General features: G+C 48.7%; 18 protein-coding genes. 10 read left to right on the top strand and 8 right to left on the bottom strand.

Features of this window, described 5'->3' with window-relative positions:
• Positions 1 to 16: 16 nt before the first annotated feature.
• The 3 genes from ACOQOZ_RS20360 to ACOQOZ_RS20350 all read left to right on the top strand — a co-directional run bounded on the left by ACOQOZ_RS20360 (position 17) and on the right by ACOQOZ_RS20350 (position 2,096).
• Positions 17 to 1,189: a Bcr/CflA family multidrug efflux MFS transporter gene (locus tag ACOQOZ_RS20360; protein ID WP_420589985.1), complete on the top strand. Its 1,173-nt coding sequence runs from the start codon at positions 17 to 19 to the stop codon at positions 1,187 to 1,189.
• A gap of 96 nt (positions 1,190 to 1,285) precedes the next feature.
• The gene (locus ACOQOZ_RS20355; RefSeq protein WP_420589984.1) at positions 1,286 to 1,849 is read left to right on the top strand and encodes a TetR/AcrR family transcriptional regulator; all 564 of its coding nucleotides are present in this window, start codon (positions 1,286 to 1,288) and stop codon (positions 1,847 to 1,849) included.
• A 103-nt stretch (positions 1,850 to 1,952) separates the two neighbouring features.
• On the top strand, positions 1,953 to 2,096 hold the full coding sequence (locus ACOQOZ_RS20350) for a hypothetical protein (protein WP_420589983.1): 144 nt from the start codon (positions 1,953 to 1,955) through the stop codon (positions 2,094 to 2,096).
• Positions 2,097 to 2,110: 14 nt separating this feature from the next.
• Here ACOQOZ_RS20350 and ACOQOZ_RS20345 read toward each other — a convergent pair whose 3' ends face one another.
• Positions 2,111 to 2,707, bottom strand: a complete 597-nt coding sequence (locus ACOQOZ_RS20345) for a hypothetical protein (RefSeq protein ID WP_420589982.1) — start codon at positions 2,705 to 2,707, stop codon at positions 2,111 to 2,113.
• A 199-nt stretch (positions 2,708 to 2,906) separates the two neighbouring features.
• On the opposite strand from ACOQOZ_RS20345, the gene ACOQOZ_RS20340 reads away from it, so the two are divergent.
• The 6 genes from ACOQOZ_RS20340 to lnt all read left to right on the top strand — a co-directional run bounded on the left by ACOQOZ_RS20340 (position 2,907) and on the right by lnt (position 9,465).
• Entirely contained in the window at positions 2,907 to 3,851 is a 945-nt protein-coding gene (locus ACOQOZ_RS20340) for a hypothetical protein (protein WP_420589981.1), read from the top strand.
• Positions 3,852 to 4,031: 180 nt separating this feature from the next.
• A complete protein-coding gene (gene miaB, locus ACOQOZ_RS20335) occupies positions 4,032 to 5,381 on the top strand; it encodes a tRNA (N6-isopentenyl adenosine(37)-C2)-methylthiotransferase MiaB (protein WP_420589980.1) in 1,350 nt (449 codons plus the stop codon).
• 157 nt (positions 5,382 to 5,538) lie between these two features.
• Positions 5,539 to 6,528 (top strand): PhoH family protein, encoded by a 990-nt coding sequence (locus ACOQOZ_RS20330; RefSeq protein ID WP_420592440.1) that lies wholly within the window; start codon positions 5,539 to 5,541, stop codon positions 6,526 to 6,528.
• On the top strand, positions 6,521 to 7,018 hold the full coding sequence (ybeY, locus tag ACOQOZ_RS20325; RefSeq protein WP_420589979.1) for an rRNA maturation RNase YbeY: 498 nt from the start codon (positions 6,521 to 6,523) through the stop codon (positions 7,016 to 7,018). Before ACOQOZ_RS20330 ends, ybeY begins: the two co-directional genes overlap by 8 nt.
• Positions 7,015 to 7,857 carry an HlyC/CorC family transporter gene (locus ACOQOZ_RS20320; protein ID WP_420589978.1) on the top strand — a complete coding sequence of 281 codons (843 nt, stop codon included), beginning with the start codon at positions 7,015 to 7,017 and terminating at the stop codon, positions 7,855 to 7,857. Before ybeY ends, ACOQOZ_RS20320 begins: the two co-directional genes overlap by 4 nt.
• Positions 7,858 to 7,902: 45 nt before the next feature.
• Positions 7,903 to 9,465, top strand: coding sequence for an apolipoprotein N-acyltransferase (lnt, locus tag ACOQOZ_RS20315; protein ID WP_420589977.1), 1,563 nt, complete (start codon positions 7,903 to 7,905; stop codon positions 9,463 to 9,465).
• Here the strand turns inward: lnt and ACOQOZ_RS20310 are convergent.
• Positions 9,389 to 10,231: a FadR/GntR family transcriptional regulator gene (locus tag ACOQOZ_RS20310; protein WP_420589976.1), complete on the bottom strand. Its 843-nt coding sequence runs from the start codon at positions 10,229 to 10,231 to the stop codon at positions 9,389 to 9,391. The two genes, lnt and ACOQOZ_RS20310, sit on opposite strands and share 77 nt — an antisense overlap.
• A 319-nt stretch (positions 10,232 to 10,550) precedes the next feature.
• Between ACOQOZ_RS20310 and ACOQOZ_RS20305 the strand changes: the two genes are divergently transcribed.
• Positions 10,551 to 10,916 carry a DUF6164 family protein gene (locus tag ACOQOZ_RS20305; RefSeq protein WP_420589975.1) on the top strand — a complete coding sequence of 122 codons (366 nt, stop codon included), beginning with the start codon at positions 10,551 to 10,553 and terminating at the stop codon, positions 10,914 to 10,916.
• A gap of 4 nt (positions 10,917 to 10,920) precedes the next feature.
• On the opposite strand, the gene mutT is transcribed toward ACOQOZ_RS20305, so the two are convergent.
• From mutT to ftsZ, 6 genes are all read right to left on the bottom strand, one after another.
• The gene (gene mutT, locus ACOQOZ_RS20300) at positions 10,921 to 11,331 is read right to left on the bottom strand and encodes an 8-oxo-dGTP diphosphatase MutT (protein ID WP_420589974.1); all 411 of its coding nucleotides are present in this window, start codon (positions 11,329 to 11,331) and stop codon (positions 10,921 to 10,923) included.
• Positions 11,332 to 11,417: 86 nt separating this feature from the next.
• A complete protein-coding gene (gene argJ, locus ACOQOZ_RS20295) occupies positions 11,418 to 12,638 on the bottom strand; it encodes a bifunctional glutamate N-acetyltransferase/amino-acid acetyltransferase ArgJ (RefSeq protein ID WP_420589973.1) in 1,221 nt (406 codons plus the stop codon).
• Positions 12,639 to 12,859: 221 nt separating this feature from the next.
• Complete coding sequence (gene secA, locus ACOQOZ_RS20290) at positions 12,860 to 15,604, bottom strand: preprotein translocase subunit SecA (protein WP_420589972.1); 2,745 nt, start codon at positions 15,602 to 15,604, stop codon at positions 12,860 to 12,862.
• A 101-nt stretch (positions 15,605 to 15,705) separates the two neighbouring features.
• Entirely contained in the window at positions 15,706 to 16,656 is a 951-nt protein-coding gene (locus tag ACOQOZ_RS20285) for a M23 family metallopeptidase (protein WP_420589971.1), read from the bottom strand.
• 170 nt (positions 16,657 to 16,826) lie between these two features.
• Complete coding sequence (lpxC, locus tag ACOQOZ_RS20280) at positions 16,827 to 17,735, bottom strand: UDP-3-O-acyl-N-acetylglucosamine deacetylase (RefSeq protein ID WP_420589970.1); 909 nt, start codon at positions 17,733 to 17,735, stop codon at positions 16,827 to 16,829.
• Between the two features lie 112 nt (positions 17,736 to 17,847).
• On the bottom strand, positions 17,848 to 19,008 hold the full coding sequence (ftsZ, locus tag ACOQOZ_RS20275) for a cell division protein FtsZ (protein WP_420592439.1): 1,161 nt from the start codon (positions 19,006 to 19,008) through the stop codon (positions 17,848 to 17,850).
• Between the last annotated feature and the right edge of the window lie 2 nt (positions 19,009 to 19,010).

Here is a 19,010-nt window from a genome sequence, read left to right as displayed (position 1 = left end):
TGTTCGAGTAACTACAGTGCGCCTCCCCCTTCCCTTTTTACTTGCCCTGCTATCTGCTATCCCACCCCTGGCAATTGATATGTATTTGCCAGCAATGGCTTTGATGGCCGATGATCTGAACGTTGATATTCATCAGGTGGAATTATCGGTCAGTACCTTCTTAATTGGCTACGCCATCGGCCAGCTCTCCGGCGGCCCATTGTCTGATCGTTTTGGCCGACGCCCGGTTATCATCCTGGGCTTGTCGTTATTTTCCTTAACAAGCCTCGCGCTGATTAATATTGAATCGCTAGAGAGCTTACTGGTACTGCGCATATTTCAGGCAATTGGTGGTGGTATTGCCACGGTTAATTCAGCAGCAGTTGTGCGTGACCGCTACCAAGGCAGCGATGTCGCTAAAACCCTGTCGATGGTTGCCATGATTATGATGCTGGCACCACTTATTGCTCCGCTGCTTGGTTCTTTAGTCGTCGAGTTTGCCCACTGGCGCGAGATATTCACCTTCCTTTCCGTTTATGCGCTATCAGTACTGGTAATACTGGCGTGGCAACTGGAAGAAAGCCACCCGAAAGAAAAACGCCAGAAATCGGCACCCTGGCAAAGCTACTTGAGAGTCATTCGACACCCTCAAGCCCGTGGATTTACCTTGTCGCTGGCGTTTGCCTTCACTGCTATGTTTGTTTTTATCACCGCATCGCCATATTTATATCTGGAACATTTCAACCAGCCATCATCGGTGTTTCCCTGGTTATTTGGCTCTAATATTGTCGTCATGATGACAATGAATCGACTGAATATGGCCTTGCTGAATCACTACAGCAGCAAGCAACTGCTGATTGTCGGAACGTTTATTCAGCTGATTGCCGCCCTGTCTGTGGTGATGCTCTACCTGACAAACAGCCCGTCGTTGTGGCTAACCGTGCCTTTGATAGCTCTGGTTGTTGGCAGCCTGGGGTTGATCGCCGCTAATGCCATGAGCCTGGTTTTGCATTATTTTCAGGATATCAGTGGCTCTGCAACTGCATTAATTGGCGTCACCGAGTTTTGTATCGGAGCACTGTTTGGCTACCTCTGGACCCTTATTCACAATGCCACTCCGTTACCAATGATGCTTATGATGGCGCTTTCAGCAGCATTAGCTCTGATATTTGCCTTGAGAGCCAATGCATTGGCTAAACAAAATGGCTAATGTCTCATCATTGAAACAATCTGATTCAATTACGACATCTAGTACTCTTCGCGATTGAAGAGCAGAATGAACATTCAGTCACAGATACAGAAATTTATGGATAAGCGCGAACAGATACTTGAAGCGACAGCCGATTTGATTGCCGAATGTGGGCTGCAGGCCAGTCCCATGTCAAAAGTTGCTAAAAGTGCCTGTTGTGGCGCCGGTACGATTTATCGTTACTTTGAAACCAAAGATGAGCTGGTGCAGGAGCTGTTTGTTGATCTTGCCCAGCGTATGTCTGCTGAATGTCTGCGCGAATATGATGAATCAGCATGTATAAAGATGCGTTTTTATCGTTTTTGGGGGAACTTGTACGGTTACATGTATTCCAACCCCAGAGATTGTACATTGATGGACCAGCTTTCTGCTTCGCCGGCTATATGCGGTGATTTTAAGGAAAAAGCGATGGAACAAATGCACAGCCAGCTTCATCAACTGATGAATGATGGTAAAGAACAGCATTTGTTTAAGGATTTGCCGAACGAGACACTCGTCATGTTTATCTATGGCAGTCTGACAACCATTGCCAAGAAACAGAACACCATGCCAGAGAAACTGGCCGGTCAGTTTGAAACCGATGACCTGCTGAATCTTTGCTGGGATGCCATCAAGGCATAATAAACCGGATAGAATGAACAACTAAAAAGCCAATTGGCTTTTTTATTTTCCCGAGAACTGAATGAACATTCACTCTCAAACACTTCAAGACCAGGAGATTACGATGACCACTAGCGCTGTTGCAGAACCTATCACCGCCAAATCCGACTCTATTCGCCCGGTGCATAAGCCGCGTGTTAACACGGGTTATTATGAAATGCTGGCGCAACTGGCTCTGACCAATAAACGCCGCCAGCGCGCAGCCTGATTATCAGGCTGCCTTCAATGTAATATCGCACCTTCACCATTGTCGGTGACGGCAAATGCCGCTGGTAGCACCGCCAGGCGATTGACCATCAGTACGCTGTGATCGGGAATCAGGATCTCACCATCCGGGTTAATTAACGGATCCAGCAAGACACATGTAGCATCGATAGCATCCAAACCCACGATAATCGCCAACGGAGCGCCAAACTGAGTATTCAGCGACACCAGATCGCCGATCTCAAGTTCTTCCCGCTCGGTAATCACATCATCGGCCAGCAACTCGTCCAGAGGCCTGGGCGTCTGAAAACGATGTAACGCCACCAACTGCACGATTCCCTGCACGACATCATCGTTCAGGTCCAGTTCAATATCCGGGCGGTCATTGGTATCAACGACCCGCTCTATCAGATCAAGAAACAGATTACTGTCTTCTTCCGACCAGCGCAGATCCTGAGGTTCGTAAAAAGGGGATTTAGAAGGGAAACTGACATCCATCGGTACTTCAGCAACATCGCCACCAGCATCCGCAGGCATCAGTAAACTGACAACACTCATGCCCTGTTGTTTGGTCTGGCTGATGCGCCAAAACAGGGGTTGCATCTCTGCATTCATAGGGATCACTCCTTAGTCTTCGCTTACACCGGTTAACAGGTTATCGAACGATAAAACAAGGCATCCTCTGTGGTTTGCATACTTTCTGTATATCAGCCAAGTAGCACAGAAACAAGCACTAACTGGTCGCATTCTCATGCACAGATGGTAATATCGGCGAAAAAATAATCCGCTACGGACCATTTTATAAGGAAGAAACATGAACCTGATTTCCCAAACCGCTATTGCCACACTGGGCGTAGTGCTGCTGAGTGGTTGTTCCAGTAAAATTGCCAACTTTGACGCCATCAGCCAGACCGCTAAGCGCGATGCCGCCGTTGCCGATGAGTCCGCAGCACGTACTATCCAACATGCTCAGTCTAAGATTGATCTGGGACGTACCGAAAAGCTGGAATTTTATGCCCCGCGCCACCTTGAGCTGGCTCAGGAACAACTGCTCGAAGCACAGGAAATGCATACCGGCGGCGAGCCTGACGGCCCGGTTAAAACCGTAGCTATGACGTCAATCAGAACCCTGGACGCCGGCTTAGAGACCAAACGCAATATTCTTAAGCAGCTGAAGCCCACGCTTGATCATCGTTCCGTTCTGATGAAGATCAAAGCAGACCAGTTTTTCCCGACCGATTTTGCCGGTCTGGAGCAATCACTGCGCGAAATGATTGACCTGATGGAAGACAGCCAGACTCTGGAGGTTCGCAAACGCCAGAAAGAACTGCTGGCCCGTATGCACCAGGTTGAAGTCAACACCATCGAATATATCCAGCTGCAACCAATCAAAGATCAACTGGCGCGTATCGACGCCAAAGGTGGCTCTTCTGTTGCTCCGATCAGCTGGGATACTGCACAAAAAGCTCTGATGCAGGCTCAGGCATTAATCGCTAAAACCCCACGCGCTAAAGGCGCAATCGCCAAAGCCACCGTTGCCGCAACCCGTGCAGCAGAACATGCCGATGTTATTACCAACCTGAGCAATGAGATTCTGGATGCCGATTCTGATGCTGCAGAAGGCATCGCACTGCGCATGGAACGCTGGTTATACCGCATCAGCGTGGCGCTGAAACATGACGACATCCGTCACGAACCATTGGCTGATCAGGCGGCTGAGTACGCCAGTGCCATCGAAGCCATGATGCGTAATAAATAAACGAAACAGCTATCAATCGCAGGCAGCATTCCGGCTGCCTGCCCCCTGCTTTGCTCAGTTAACTATCGCTGGTCAAAAAGTAGCAATTCTCCCCTCCGCCAACGTATAATGCCCCGCTTTTTTCAGCAGTAACGGCGGTATTCCGCCTCGATACACCACTATCACATGACAGAGCAGGCTATGACAGAGAAGGCGAAAAAGCTTTTTATCAAAACCCACGGTTGCCAGATGAACGAATACGATTCTGCGCGTATGGCCGATATGCTGGGTGAAAGCCATGAAATGGAGCTGACCACTAATCCCGAAGAAGCGGATGTGATCCTGCTCAATACTTGCTCCATTCGTGAAAAGGCTCAGGAAAAAGTGTTCCATGAACTGGGCCGCTGGAAAGGATTAAAAACCTCCAATCCGGACCTTAAGATTGGTGTTGGTGGCTGTGTTGCGTCTCAGGAAGGCGACGCCATCATGAAGCGAGCGCCATTTGTCGACATGGTATTTGGCCCGCAAACGCTGCACCGCCTGCCAGATATGGTGAATAAGGCTGAAAACGCCATCAAGATTGTTGATGTAACCTTCCCGGAAATTGAGAAGTTTGATCACCTGCCACAACCCAAAGTAGAGGGCTGTAGTGCGTTTGTGTCGATCATGGAAGGCTGCTCCAAATACTGTACCTTCTGTGTTGTACCCTACACTCGCGGCGAAGAAGTCAGCCGTCCACTGGCCGATGTTTTGAAAGAAGTTCAGTCGCTGGCAGATCAGGGCGTGCGCGAAGTAAACCTGCTCGGCCAGAATGTGAATGCCTATCGCGGTGACACGGCGGATGGTGATATCGCAGACCTGGCAGAACTGATTACGGAAGTGGCCGATATCGAAGGTATCGACCGGATTCGCTTCACAACGTCGCACCCACTGGAGTTCAGCGATAGTCTGATTGATGTGTACGCCGAAGTGCCGGAACTGGTCAGTCATATTCACCTACCGGTACAAAGTGGTTCCAACCGCATTCTGGCAGCCATGAAACGTGGCCATGAAATCGATATTTACATCGATAAGATCCAGCGTCTGCGCGCCTTACGCCCGGATATCTCTATCTCTTCGGACTTTATCGTTGGCTTCCCGGGCGAAACCTTGGAAGACTTCGAAGATACTATGAAGCTGATTGAACAAATCGGCTTCGACACTTCGTTCAGCTTTGTTTACAGCTCACGTCCGGGCACTCCCGCTGCCGACCTGGAAGACGATACCCCGGAAGATGTGAAGAAAGATCGTCTGCGTATTCTGCAGGCACGCATCGTACAGCATGCTCAGCAGATAAGCCGTCGCATGGTCGGAAAAGAAGAAACCATTCTGGTTACCGGTGTATCGAAGAAAGACCCCGGCGAATTGCAAGGTCGTACCGAGAACAACCGGGTTGTGAATTTCCGTCACCATGATCACGATTTGATCGGTAAGTTTGTTAAAGTAAGCATTGAAGATGCTTATCCAAACAGCTTACGCGGCATCGTATTGAATCCGGAACTGGCTTATTGATCTGCCACTTGGCAATCATCAATCCTAAGAAGAGGCAACAGAGACCCTTTTGAGTACAGAGACTCCTGTAAATCAGACAACTGTCCAGAAACAGGCGGCCGAGCAACCGCAAAAAACACAACACGCTACCAGTTTTACACTGGAACCCGATGATGCTTTGCGGTTATCCAACCTGTGTGGCCACCTAGACAGCCACATTCGCCAAATTGCTGAACATTTTCAGCTCACAATCTACAACCGCGGCGCCAAGTTCAAACTGGAAGGCAGTGCCAAAGCCAGTAAGCGTGCCGCTCATCTGATTCAGCGCCTCTATAAAGAAACTCATAACGGCACCCAGATCAGCCCGGATCTGATTCATCTGCTGTTACAGGAAGACGCCGCAGAAGCTGCCTACGCGCAAGTTAAGAAAGGCCAGCAAGCTGGTGTTATTAAAACCCCACAAGCAGTTATTAAGCCTCGAGGCCCCCATCAGCTGGAATACCTTGAGCGGGTTCGACAGTACGATATCAATTTCGGTATTGGCCCCGCTGGTACCGGTAAAACCTTCCTCGCAGTTGCTGCGGCAGTTGAAGCGCTGATGCGCGATGAAGTCAAGCGTATTCTGCTGGTTCGTCCGGCGGTCGAGGCCGGTGAAAAGCTGGGTTTCCTGCCTGGTGACCTGGCACAGAAAATCGATCCTTATCTGCGTCCGCTATACGATGCGCTCTACGAAATGCTGGGCTTCGAGCAGGTGGCGAAGATGATGGAACGCAACGTTATTGAAGTAGCACCACTGGCATACATGCGTGGTCGTACACTGAGTCATTCGTTTGTAATTCTCGATGAAAGCCAGAACACCACCAAAGAACAAATGAAAATGTTTCTGACCCGGGTCGGCTTTGGCTCCAAGGCCGTCATTACCGGCGACGTAACCCAGGTTGACCTGCCACGAGGCGTCTATTCCGGCCTGAAACATGGCTTGAGTGTGCTCGATGGTGTTGATGGTATTGGCATCACCCGCTTCAACAACCAGGACGTTGTTCGCCACCCTCTGGTACAAAAGATTGTTGATGCTTACGACAAGCACGATGAACTGGAAAAGCAGGAAGAACGTGACCGCCGTAAACAGCGTGACGGCTCCCGCAAAGAGAGCCACGGCGATGACTGAACACATGGAGCCACCCGAACTGTTCGTTGATGTACAGATTGCCGACGATATCGCTGATCATCCCGCCCTACCGTCTGAAGAGGCATTAACTCGCTGGGCGAATGCGGCCATTGCAGAACGCTGCCAGCTGGAAGACCCGGAGCTCACTATCCGACTGGTCGATAATGCGGAAAGTCAGCAACTCAATAGCGAATACCGTGGCAAAGACAAACCAACCAATGTCCTGTCATTTCCGTTTGAAGCCCCACCCGAAGTACCGATCCCTTTATTGGGCGACCTGATTATTGCGGTCCCGGTGGTGGAACAGGAAGCTATTGAGCAAAATAAAACCAGTGAGACTCACTGGGCACACATGGTTGTACATGGCTGCTTGCATTTATTAGGGTACGACCATATAAAGGATGATGAAGCAGAAGTAATGGAGAGTCTGGAGCGTCAAATTCTGGCCCAGCTGGGATTTAGCGACCCCTATTCTGAAGAGAAACTATGAGCGAAGAGCGACCGAGCAGCCAGCAGAAAAGCTGGCTGGAAAAAATCACTGACTTATTTTCTGACGACCCACAAAGCCGTCAGGACATCAAAGAAATTGTCCGCGAAGCTGCACAGCGAAGCATTGTTGATAGCGAAACCCTGACCATTCTCGAAGGCGCCTTACAGGTATCTGAGATGCAGGTAAGGGATATTATGATTCCCCGCTCGCAGATGATTTCAATCAACCTGAATGATCCACTGAAAGATTATTTACCCCAGATTATCGAGTCGGCTCACTCGCGCTTTCCGGTACTCGGCGAAGATCAGGACGAAGTTCTCGGCATTTTGCTGGCAAAAGATCTGCTGCCATTAATCCTTAACGAAAATCGTGAAGACTTCCACCTGAAGCAGGTACTGCGACCAACGACATTTGTTCCGGAAAGCAAACGCCTGAACGTATTACTTCAGGAATTCCGTGCAACGCGCAACCATATGGCCATTGTGGTCGATGAGTTTGGCGGTGTAGCCGGGCTGGTGACTATTGAAGATGTGCTGGAACAGATTGTCGGCGAAATCGAAGATGAACACGACTTCGATGAAGACGACAGTATGATTAAAGAGGTCGAGGAAGGCATCACCATGGTGAAAGCGCTGACCCCGATCGAAGACTTTAATGAACACTTCAGCACAAAAATTCAGGACCAGGATTTCGATACCATCGGCGGTATTGTTGTTCACCACTTTGGCAGGGTGCCTGAATGTAATGAGTGCATTCGGGTCGACAACCTGAGCTTCAAGGTTGTGAATGGCACCAGTCGCCAGATTAATCTGCTGGAAGTAACCGCCGTCGCGGACTAAACATTCGTTCGCGACTATTACGACAATAACTATTTGCGGTGCATTATGTCGCAGTTACTCACCTATCTGAAAAGTGGCCAGTCGGAATCTCGCTGGCTGGCTCCACTCCTGCTGCTCTCTGCTGGCATGTTGTTTCCCGTTGCACTGGCACCTTTGTTCTGGTGGCCAATAGGGTTGTTAAGCATTGCCGTTTTTGTTCATGCGATATGGCATAGCAGCAGCGTAAAACAGGCATTCTGGCGAACCTGGTGGTTCAACTTCGGTAAATTCTCAAGCGGCGTGTCCTGGATCTATGTCAGTATGCATGATCATGGCGGCACACCAGCGTTACTGGCCGTTCTCCTCATTGGTTTATTTGCCGCATTCCTGGGTACTTTTCCGGCCTTCTGGTTCGCCCTGCGCCAACGCTTTTTCTCTTCCACACTGGCCTGGCTGACCATTCCGGTATTCTGGTTTTTACACGAATGGTTCCGCAGTTGGTTTATGACTGGCTTTCCCTGGCTATTCGCTGGAGATGCACACTTATCAAGCTGGATTTCAGGCTGGGCGCCAGTGATCGGCAGCTATGGCTTATCTCTGATTTTGCTACTGAGTGTAACGGCCTGCTATCAGGCATGGCAGACGCGCAAACCAGCTTACTTACTTATCTTATTACTGTGGCCAGCGGGATTAATGCTGCAACAGCAGCAATGGACCGAGAAAACCGGTGAACTCAAGGTAGCAGCTGTTCAAGGGAATATTCCTCAGGATAAAAAGTGGTTACCCGAGATGGTTAACCCAACGATTAATGCCTACTACGGAGAAACCCGTGATCACTGGCAGGCAGATTTGGTGCTGTGGCCTGAAACAGCTGTCACCCTGCTGCTCAGCCAATTCCAGCCGTACCTGGATGCATTCTCACGTGAGGCAGCCAAAAATCATACGACTCTAATTACCGGTGTTCCTTATCGCTATCCAATAGGCCATCCGCTAGCGGGTGAATTCCATAACAGTGTCATTGCCGCCGGTAACGGTGAGGGTATTTACCACAAACAACAGCTGGTCCCGTTTGGCGAGTTTGTTCCTCTGGAAAAACAAATTCGCGGTTTAATCCCATTTTTCGATCTGGAAATGTCGAGCTTCTTACACGGAGAGCAGCAACAACAGCCGTTGAAAGTCACCAAAACCAGTAACAGCGGTGATGAAGAGTTATTTTTGGTTGCGCCCTATATCTGCTACGAAATTGCTTATCCACAGCTGGTAAGCCGCCTGGCAAACAATGCCGATATGTTAATCACGGTGAGTAACGATGCCTGGTTTGGTGACTCTCTTGGTCCCAAACAACATATGGCTCTGGCCCAGATGCGGGCGCTGGAAACCCAACGCTACTTATTACGCTCAACCAATACCGGCATTACCGCACTGGTGAACGAGAAAGGCGAAATTCTGGATAAGTTACCGCTGGAAGTTCGCGACACATTGACCGGAACCGCAGAAATGCGTCAGGGCCAAACACCTTACATGCGCTTCGGGCTTTGGCCTCTGTTTATATTCAGCTTATTGGTTTTACTAATTGCACGCTTTCAAGCGGCGCGTCAGGGCCAGCCAGTACCTGCTGCCAGCTCCTGATATTGCGATCATTCTTTAGTGGGGAACTGACCAGACGTGGTTCCTCCGGTACGCTGCGCAGATGCTCGTACAACGGCTCTGTCAGCTGCTCAATGTACTGCAGGTATTCATTAATCAGTTCGTCCAGGTCTTCACTGGCCTGACGTGCCTTCATAACGATGCTGACCTGAAATGTCAGGTGCTGTTTTACGTCAATCAACTCAAACAGCTTCTCGGTTAATAAAGTACGGATGCGTCGCGAGCTGTTTGCTGATGCCTGCAGTACCTGATTTCCGGTTGCCTCCATCAGAGCTTCAATGATGTCGACTTCCATTCTGGCCAGCTCCTGAGTGCTACGCCCCTGCTCCACGCTCTGATACATTGCCTGTACCATCTCAAGCATGCGGCCGTCATCAGTAATACCATCACGCCGGCGCTTTTCCAAAGCCAGCTTTACTGCCGTTGGGATTGCCCGATTGAATAACTCCAGGCCCGCTAACAATAAGCGGCCACCCAGCTCCAGTTCAGGAATCCGATACAGGTTATCAAGGAAGTCCAACCCCATATCGGTATGGATATTACAAACCCGTATACCCGAGCCCTGAACACTGTTCACAGCATTCATGCGTCCAAGGGTCCGAAGTGCCATGCGTAATGAAGTTCGGTCAACCGACAACAGTTCAGCCAGTTGACGTTCGGGAGGAAGTTTATCGCCAGCTTTAAGCTCGCCGGTAAAAATCAGTGCGATGAATAAATCCGCAATCTGATCAGGCAGGGTTTTTGCCATTACGTTTTTCTTTTAATTATTGGTGAGATATACGCCAAGTCTCGCCAAAATCAGCCAACAGTGCAAGCTGTCCGAATGGCGTAGTCCGTAAAAACTTACGTCGCCAATACAAAAACCGCCTTGCTAATGTAACATTCCTCTACTAGCATTGGTTTATCCAATTAAGAGATGTGCACATTCTCTTTTTCCTTGGCACAACCCGGGGCCTATCGCGAAATCGCGACCTCATTTGATAAGTGCCATACAACCGCCGCGTTATTCGTTTGGCGGTTTTTTTATGCCCGTTTACAATGGGCCTCCACAATCAATCAGACCTGTTATGGCCAAACTATTATTTAAGCTCAATGGTGTCAGCGAAGAAGAAGCGAATGAAATTCGTGAACTGCTGGATGAACACAATGTGGATTATTACGAGACGAATGCCGGACGCTGGGGAATTTCTCTGGCAGCTGTCTGGGTTCGGAACAATGATCAGTTTGAAGCTGCGCGGGAACTGATACTGACCAGCCAGCAACAACGACAGATCAACCTGCGAGCGGAGTTCGAAGAAAAACTGGCGAACGGTGAAATTCCCGACTGGCGTCAGCGCCTCTGGGAAAGGCCGATGGATTTTATTGCAGTTGGAGCGGCCATCGCATTCATCCTCGGAATCATGCTCTGGCCATTCTTAACCATCTTCGAATAATTGATTAAGTCAGACGTGCTGTAATGGCATCAAGAATCGGCTTGTTTGCTTCCGGAAACTGATAATCAGATAACTCGTGCGCTTTTACCCAGCGCACTTGCTGGCCCTCAGCACCATGAGCTAACAGAGCGTCGTTAATGCCAACCTCCACCCAGTAGACGTCCAGAAATACTTTTTTATCTGGATACTCAAATGGAATCTGCATCAGCTCTGACATATTAGACTCAGCTGTTGGCAGAGCCACCTCTTCATCTAACTCGCGCACCAGTGCAGCAGGTACGGTTTCCCCATCTTCGACTTTACCGCCTGGGAACTCCCATAAACCGCCCTGATGTTTGTCATCCGGTCTTTTGGCAATTAATACTTCAGCATCGTTAACAACAGCCACCGCGACAGCAACATGGACTTCTTTCATAATCCGAATATTCAATACTTAATTAATTTCGATCCGACATTATCACTATCGGCATGAGTCAAAATACTCTATGAGTAACGCAGTGATTAAGAGCGATAATCCGCATTAATCGATACGTACTCGTGAGATAAGTCAGTTGTCCACAGGGTTTCTTCAATGTCGCCACGCCCTAACTGGATACGGATAGCAAATTCGCTTTTAGCAAAAATTGCCGAACCAGCTTCTTCAGTGTAACTGACACATCGTCCGCCATTCTCAACAATCTGAACGTCATCGAGAAAAATCTGAACCTTCTCAAGATCAAAGTTCTCGACACCACTGCGTCCAATCGCCGCAAGAATACGACCCCAGTTAGCATCTGATGCGAACAATGCAGTTTTCACCAAAGGGGAATGCGCAACGGTATAAGCAACATCCAGCGCTTCTTTATGGCTGGCTGCGGTTGATACTTCGACCGTTACAAATTTAGTAGCACCTTCTCCATCACGTACAATCGCTTGTGCCAGTACCTGAAATGCGTTTTTTAATTCTGAAAATAATTGCTGCGCTTCAGCAGAATCTGCATCACTGATGACCAAAGGAGACTTACCTGTTGCAATCAACATACAGGAGTCATTGGTAGAGGTATCACCATCAATAGTAATGCGGTTGAAGGAAGCATCAGCTAATTGCTTACACCAGGTTTGTAACACTGACTTATCTACAGAGGCATCCGTTGCAATAAAACCTAACATGGTCGCCATATTGGGCATGATCATGCCTGCACCCTTAGAAATTCCGGTAATTGTTGTCATCACACCCGAAATTTCACATTGAGTACTAAAGCCTTTTGGCAAAGTGTCAGTGGTCATAATACCTGACGCTGCACGTTCCCAGTTATCACGGCTTAAGTCAGAGAATGCTGCAGGGATACCACGCTCAAATGCCGTCATATCAAGCGGTTCGCCAATAACGCCGGTAGAAAATGGTAAAACCTGCTCAGCAGAACAGCCTGTTGTTTGCGCAACCAGCTTACAGCTATCGATTGCATTCTGATAACCATCAGGCCCGGTGCCTGCATTTGCATTGCCGGTATTAATTAATAAATAGCGTGGGTTGGTCTTAGCCAGGTGATCCTTACAGATCGTAACCGGGGCAGCGCAAAATGCATTAAGTGTAAAAACCCCAGCTGTAACGGCAGTTTCCGCTAACTGAATCAAAACCATATCATCGCGATTCTGGTAACGAACACCCGCTTGAGTAATCCCCAACTCAATTCCATCAACCGCACAAAAATCTTTAAATACTTCGAAATTAACAGCCATCATTCACCTCTTTATACGCTTTTTATTTTCAGCGCTTTTAAATAACGATAATTGTATTTTTCAAAGCCACAACGGGGTGTTGCTCAGGGTTCGCCAGTACATAAATGTGCTGTCCAATCCGGCGGCAGAAAATCACAGCTATCGCTATTTTAATCCTTATCTTTCAAAACAAATATGCAGCCAGTTGGCTGCATATTTTAATCAATCACAGAAAAGCGAAATGTTTAATTCAGCTTACCGTGACAATGCTTAAATTTCTTACCAGAGCCACACGGACAAGGATCGTTACGACCCACCTTTTCACCGTCACGAACAAACGGCTGCGCAGCCTCGAGTTCTTCCGCAGCTTCCTGAGGTTGATCCCCGGTAATTGCAGATGCAGCTTCGTCATGCTGATAGCTTGCAGCCTTAGCCTGAGCTTCAGCCTGCGCACGGCGTTGCTCTTCCATTTCACGCACTTCTTCTTCCTCACGCACTTTCACATGAGAAAGCACGCGAATGGTTTCATGCTTAATGTTTTTCAGCAGCTCCTGGAATAATTCAAACGATTCACGCTTATATTCCTGCTTCGGATTTTTCTGTCCATAACCACGCAGATGGATCCCCTGACGCAGGTGATCCATAGTTGCCAGGTGTTCTTTCCACAAATTATCGAGAATTTGCAGCATCACCTGCTTTTCGAACATACGGATTGGTTCAGAACCAACAGAAGCTTCTTTATCTTCATAAGCTTTCTGAATATTTTCCTGGATACGCTCACGCAGGGTTTCTTCGTAAAGCTTATCCTCATTGTCCAGCCATTCCTGAATTGGCTGCTCAATATCAAATTCAGATTTCAGATGCGCTTCCAGACCCGCAACATCCCACTGCTCTTCAAGGCTTTGTGGTGCGATATAGCCATCGATGGCTTCGTTAACTACGTCCTTACGAACATTAGCAATAACGTCGGAAATATCCGCCATTGCCATCAGATCGTTACGCTGCTCGTAAACAACACGACGCTGATCATTAGCGACGTCATCGTATTCCAGCAACTGCTTACGGATATCGAAGTTACGGCCTTCAACTTTACGCTGCGCCTTTTCAACCGCATTAGTGACCATCTTGTGCTCGATGGATTCACCGTCCTTCATACCCAAAGCCTGCATCATGCCGCGCATACGCTCGGACATGAAGATTCGCATCAGGTTGTCTTCAAGAGACAAGAAGAAACGTGTGGAACCCGCATCACCCTGACGGCCGGCACGACCACGCAGCTGATTATCGATACGACGGGATTCATGGCGCTCGGTACCAATGATATGCAAACCACCGGCTTCGAGGATATCGTCATGGCGCTTTTGCCAGTCTTCGCGGATTTCCGCAATCTGGTTGTCGGTTGGATTCTCGAGGGCCGCAACTTCGGATTCCCAGTTACCACCCAGCATAATATCGGTACCACGACCTGCCATATTAGTCGCAATAGTGACCGCTCCCGGGCGACCCGCTTCAGCGATAATCTGGGCTTCGCGAGCATTTTCTTTAGCATTCAGGACGTTGTGAGCAACCTTAGCCTGCTGCAGCACCTGAGAAATATACTCGGAAGATTCGATAGACGCGGTACCCACCAGTACCGGTCGGTTCTGGGCGATAACTTCGCGAATTTCCTCTACAACAGCATCGTATTTTTCACGCTGAGTTGCATAGATAACGTCATTGAAGTCGATACGCTGAATCGGCTTGTTGGTTGGAATAACAACCACATCCAGGGCATAAATCTGATGAAATTCAAATGCTTCGGTATCTGCAGTACCCGTCATACCAGCCAGCTTGCCGTATAAGCGGAAGTAATTCTGAAAGGTAGTTGATGCCAGCGTTTGACTCTCAGCCTGAATTTCCACACCTTCTTTAGCTTCAACCGCCTGATGTAAACCTTCGCTCCAGCGACGCCCTGGCATCGTACGGCCAGTGTGCTCATCAACAATCACAATCTGGCCTTGCTGAACGATATAATCAACGTTCTTCTGGTATACCGCATGCGCTTTTAAGGCAGCATGCACATGGTGCAGCAAAGTCAGGTTAGCCGCTGCGTACAAGCTCTCGCCTTCTTTAAGAATGCCTGCTTCTGTCAGCAACTCTTCAACGTATTCATGACCTTCTTCGGTCAGTTCGATCGAGCGTTGCTTTTCATCAACGATGTAATGGCCGGTAGCAACCGCCTGGCCACCGTCTTCGTTTTCTTCGCCCTTCTGAAGCTTAGGTACCAGCTCATTGATTGCACGATACTGCGCAGAGCTGTCTTCTGCCGGACCAGAGATAATCAGAGGGGTACGCGCTTCATCAATCAGGATCGAGTCTACTTCGTCGACAATGGCAAAATTAAGATCACGCTGTGCCTTATCCTCCATCGAGAAGGCCATATTGTCGCGCAGGTAATCAAAACCGAACTCGTTGTTAGTACCGTAAACAATATCGGCCTGATACTGCTCACGCTTTTCGATCGGATTTTGACCCGGCACAACGATACCAACAGTCATGCCAAGGAATTCAAACAATGGTCGATTCCACTCGGCATCTCGACGCGCCAGGTAATCGTTCACGGTAACAACATGTACGCCTTTGCCTGATAGCGCATTCAGATAACTTGGCAGGGTTGCTACCAGAGTTTTACCTTCACCCGTACGCATCTCAGCGATACGGCCTTCATGCAGAGTGATACCACCAATCATCTGCACATCGAAGTGACGCATTTCCATCACACGGGTACAGGCTTCACGACAAACAGCGAAAGCTTCCGGCAGCAGCTTGTCTAATGCTTCACCATCAGCAACGCGCTGTTTGAACTCAGCTGTTTTGGCTTTTAATTCGTCGTCAGAAAGGGATTTCAGGCCCTCTTCCAGGGCATTTATCTGGGCTACAACTTTGCCCATGCGCTTAAGTTCACGGCTGTTTTTGCTGCCGAAAATCTTGCGAAACAGGTTACCGATCATGGTTTTAAGATTATCCGAATAAAAAATACTGGCGCAGGGCCGAAACAGTGCTAAAGGCTACTGTTAACCCACTATGATGACAAGCGTATTGAGCAGAAGTTTCATCGCGGTTTGCGATGAATGTAGGAAGCCGGGTCGACGGTGCGACCGTTTTTGTAAACTTCGAAATGAACATGAGGTCCAGTGGAACGACCACTACTCCCCATCAAGGCGATAACGTCGCCCTTACGAACAACCTCACCGACTTTAACATTGAGTTCCTTACAATGTGCGTAGCGGGTCTTGTAGCCATTCCCATGATTGACTTCAACCAGCTTACCGTAGCCATAACGAGGGCCGGACCAGGTAACAACACCTGAAGCAACAGAAACGATGTCTGACCCCATCTTACCGGCAAAATCGACTCCGGCGTGCCAAGCCAAACGCCCGGTAAATGGGTCTGTACGCTTGCCATAACGCGAAGACATCCAGCCTTTAGTGATCGGACGTCCTGCAACAAAGGTATCTGAGCTTAACTTGTTGGCAGACATCAGGTCATCAAGAACCTCGAGCTGCTGCTCACGGTTATCAATGCGTTCGGCCAGCTTATCTAAAACGTTGCTGATTTCAGGAGACTGATACGCTTCCCCGAGCGTACCCTGAGCACCAATAACGCCATTTTCCGGACCGCCAACGGCAGGTAATGCCGTGAAATCAAATTCTTCAGCATGTAAATCGGCGACATCAACCAGACGCTCACCTAAAGCATCCAGCCGTAATAATTTTGTTTGCAGTTCAGCTAACTTGAGTGTCAGGGCTTCGAGCTCCTGGTCAGTCTGTTTGCGAATCTGCTGCAGCTCCTGACGCTGCATGTCCAAATCGTGTTCCCAGGCTTTTGCAGCATTCAGATCAAGAATACCTTCATCTGCCAAACGCTCTGCTAACCAATACCCTGATGCTCCCATAGCAAACGGCAACGCAAACAAGAACCCCAGCATCACAGCCTTAGCCGTATTGCTAAGTGTGTAGGTGCGAGACTCTCCGTGGCGACGACCGACAATTATTATATTCATAGGATCAGGTTCAGAATTTTCGGGATTACCCTACTAATTTATTAATGTTTTTACCAATAATTTTACAAACAGGCCGGGATTCAATCACCCAGACACAACAAAGGCCATATAAGTATGGCCTTTATATATAGATTCTCCAATGGAATCCTGTGAACTTTGGTTAACCTGTATTAACCCGCTGCCGCTGGACGCATATAGGAAATTGGCGCGCTTTCTTCCGCAAACTCAACAAACTCCCAAGCATCCTCTTGCTGTAATAACTCACGTAACAGCTGATTGTTCAGCCCATGGCCAGATTTGTAACCAACAAATTCGCCAATCAGGCTATGACCCAACAAGTAAAGGTCACCTACAGCATCAAGAATCTTGTGCTTCACAAACTCATCGTCGTAACGCAGACCGTCTTCATTAAGAACACGATAATCATCAACAACGATGGCGTTCTTTACGCTGCCGCCCAGAGCCAGGTTCTTAGAGCGCATGTACTCTATATCTTTGGTAAAACCAAAAGTACGGGCACGGCTAACTTCTTTCACATATGAAGTGGATGAGAAGTCGAGGCTTGCACGCTGCACGCTTTGTTTGAGCACCGGGTGATCGAAATCGATTTCGAAACTGACTTTAAACCCATCGTAAGGAACAAAAGAGGCAACCTTGTCACCTTCACGCACTTCAATCTTACGCTTAATACGGATAAATCGCTTAGCAGCTTCTTGCTCTGCAAGTCCAGCAGATTGGATGAGGAATACGAACGGACCGGAACTGCCATCCATAATTGGCACTTCCTGCGCACTCAGCTCGACAATTGCATTATCAATACCTAAACCAGCCATCGCTGATAGCAAATGTTCAACAGTATCAACTTTTGCATGTTCCTTAACCAGAGTTGTGGATAAGGTTGTTTCGCCAACACTTAACGCATTCGCCGGAATATCAACAACCGGGTCCAGATCAACACGACGGAACACAATGCCACTATTTACAGGTGCAGGCTTCAGAGTCAGGTAAACTTTTTCACCTGAATGAAGACCAACGCCTGTTGCGCGGATAGTGTTTTTGAGTGTTCTCTGTCGGATCATCTGGACATTCCTGCCATTGCTGGGCAATTTTTAAACAATTTATCGATTGCCGGGATTATAACAGCAAATTGCAAAGCTACCAGAGGCTGTTTGCAATTTGCTACATTATGGCTCAATCAGCCTGACGGCGCAGGAAGGTTGGGATATCCATAATGCTGTCGTAGTCCATATCAGCAGCAGGCTTTTTAACCGCATTGCTCATATCTGCCGCTACCGTTGTAGGATGATCCATCGGATTCACACGCTCTGGTTTTTGTTGCGGTGTGTTATCAACAACAACTTTTGCTTCAGTTGGCATTGGAGCAACAGCGACATCTTCCTGACCAAGACCTGTAGCAACGACCGTTACACGCAACTCATCAGACAGATCAGGGTCCATCACGGTGCCAACAACAACGGTCGCATTATCGGAGGCAAACTCTTCGACAACACTACCGACTTCACTGAACTCACCCAGTGACAAATCAAAACCAGCGGTTACATTTACCAGGATGCCACGGGCGCCCTGTAAATCGATATCTTCCAGTAACGGGCTACCAATTGCCTTTTCTGCAGCCTCGCGGGCACGGTTGTCACCGCTCGCAGCGCCAGTACCCATCATTGCCTGTCCCATTTCGGACATAACTGTACGAACGTCAGCAAAGTCGACGTTGATCATACCCGGGCGAGTAATCAGGTCAGCGATACCCTGAACCGCACCTTGAAGAACATTGTTCGCTTCTTTAAAGGCATCCAATAAGGTTGTACCACTTCCCATTACGGACAGCAGCTTCTCATTTGGGATGGTAATTAAGGAATCAACATTCTCCGCCAGCTGTTTTAACCCTTGATCGGCAATCGTCATACGTTTGCGACCTTCAAACGGGAAAGGCTTAGTAACAACGGCAACGGTAAGAATACCCATTTCCTTTGCTACTTCAGCAACTACCGGCGCACCACCAGTACCGGTGCCACCACCCATACCAGCTGTAATAAAAATCATATCAGCGCCATCTAAGGCTTCAGCGATACGTTCACGATCTTCCAGTGCAGCCTGACGGCCAACTTCCGGATTCGCACCAGCACCCAGACCTTTGGTCAAACCATTACCTAACTGGATAATGGAACGGGAACTGACGTTACGCAGGGCCTGAGCATCAGTATTGGCACAAATAAAATCGACGCCGTCGATCTGGCCATCCACCATATGCTGCACAGCGTTACCGCCGCCGCCGCCAACGCCAATTACTTTAATAACGGCGTTTTGCTGTAAGTCATCTGCTAATTCGAACATAT

Origin of the sequence: Bacterioplanoides sp., from assembly GCF_965219715.1 — a bacterium.
Classification (GTDB): Bacteria; Pseudomonadota; Gammaproteobacteria; order Pseudomonadales; family Oceanobacteraceae; genus Bacterioplanoides.
The sequence above is the reverse complement of the archived record's forward strand: the minus strand, read 5'-3'. Positions and strand labels throughout refer to the sequence as shown.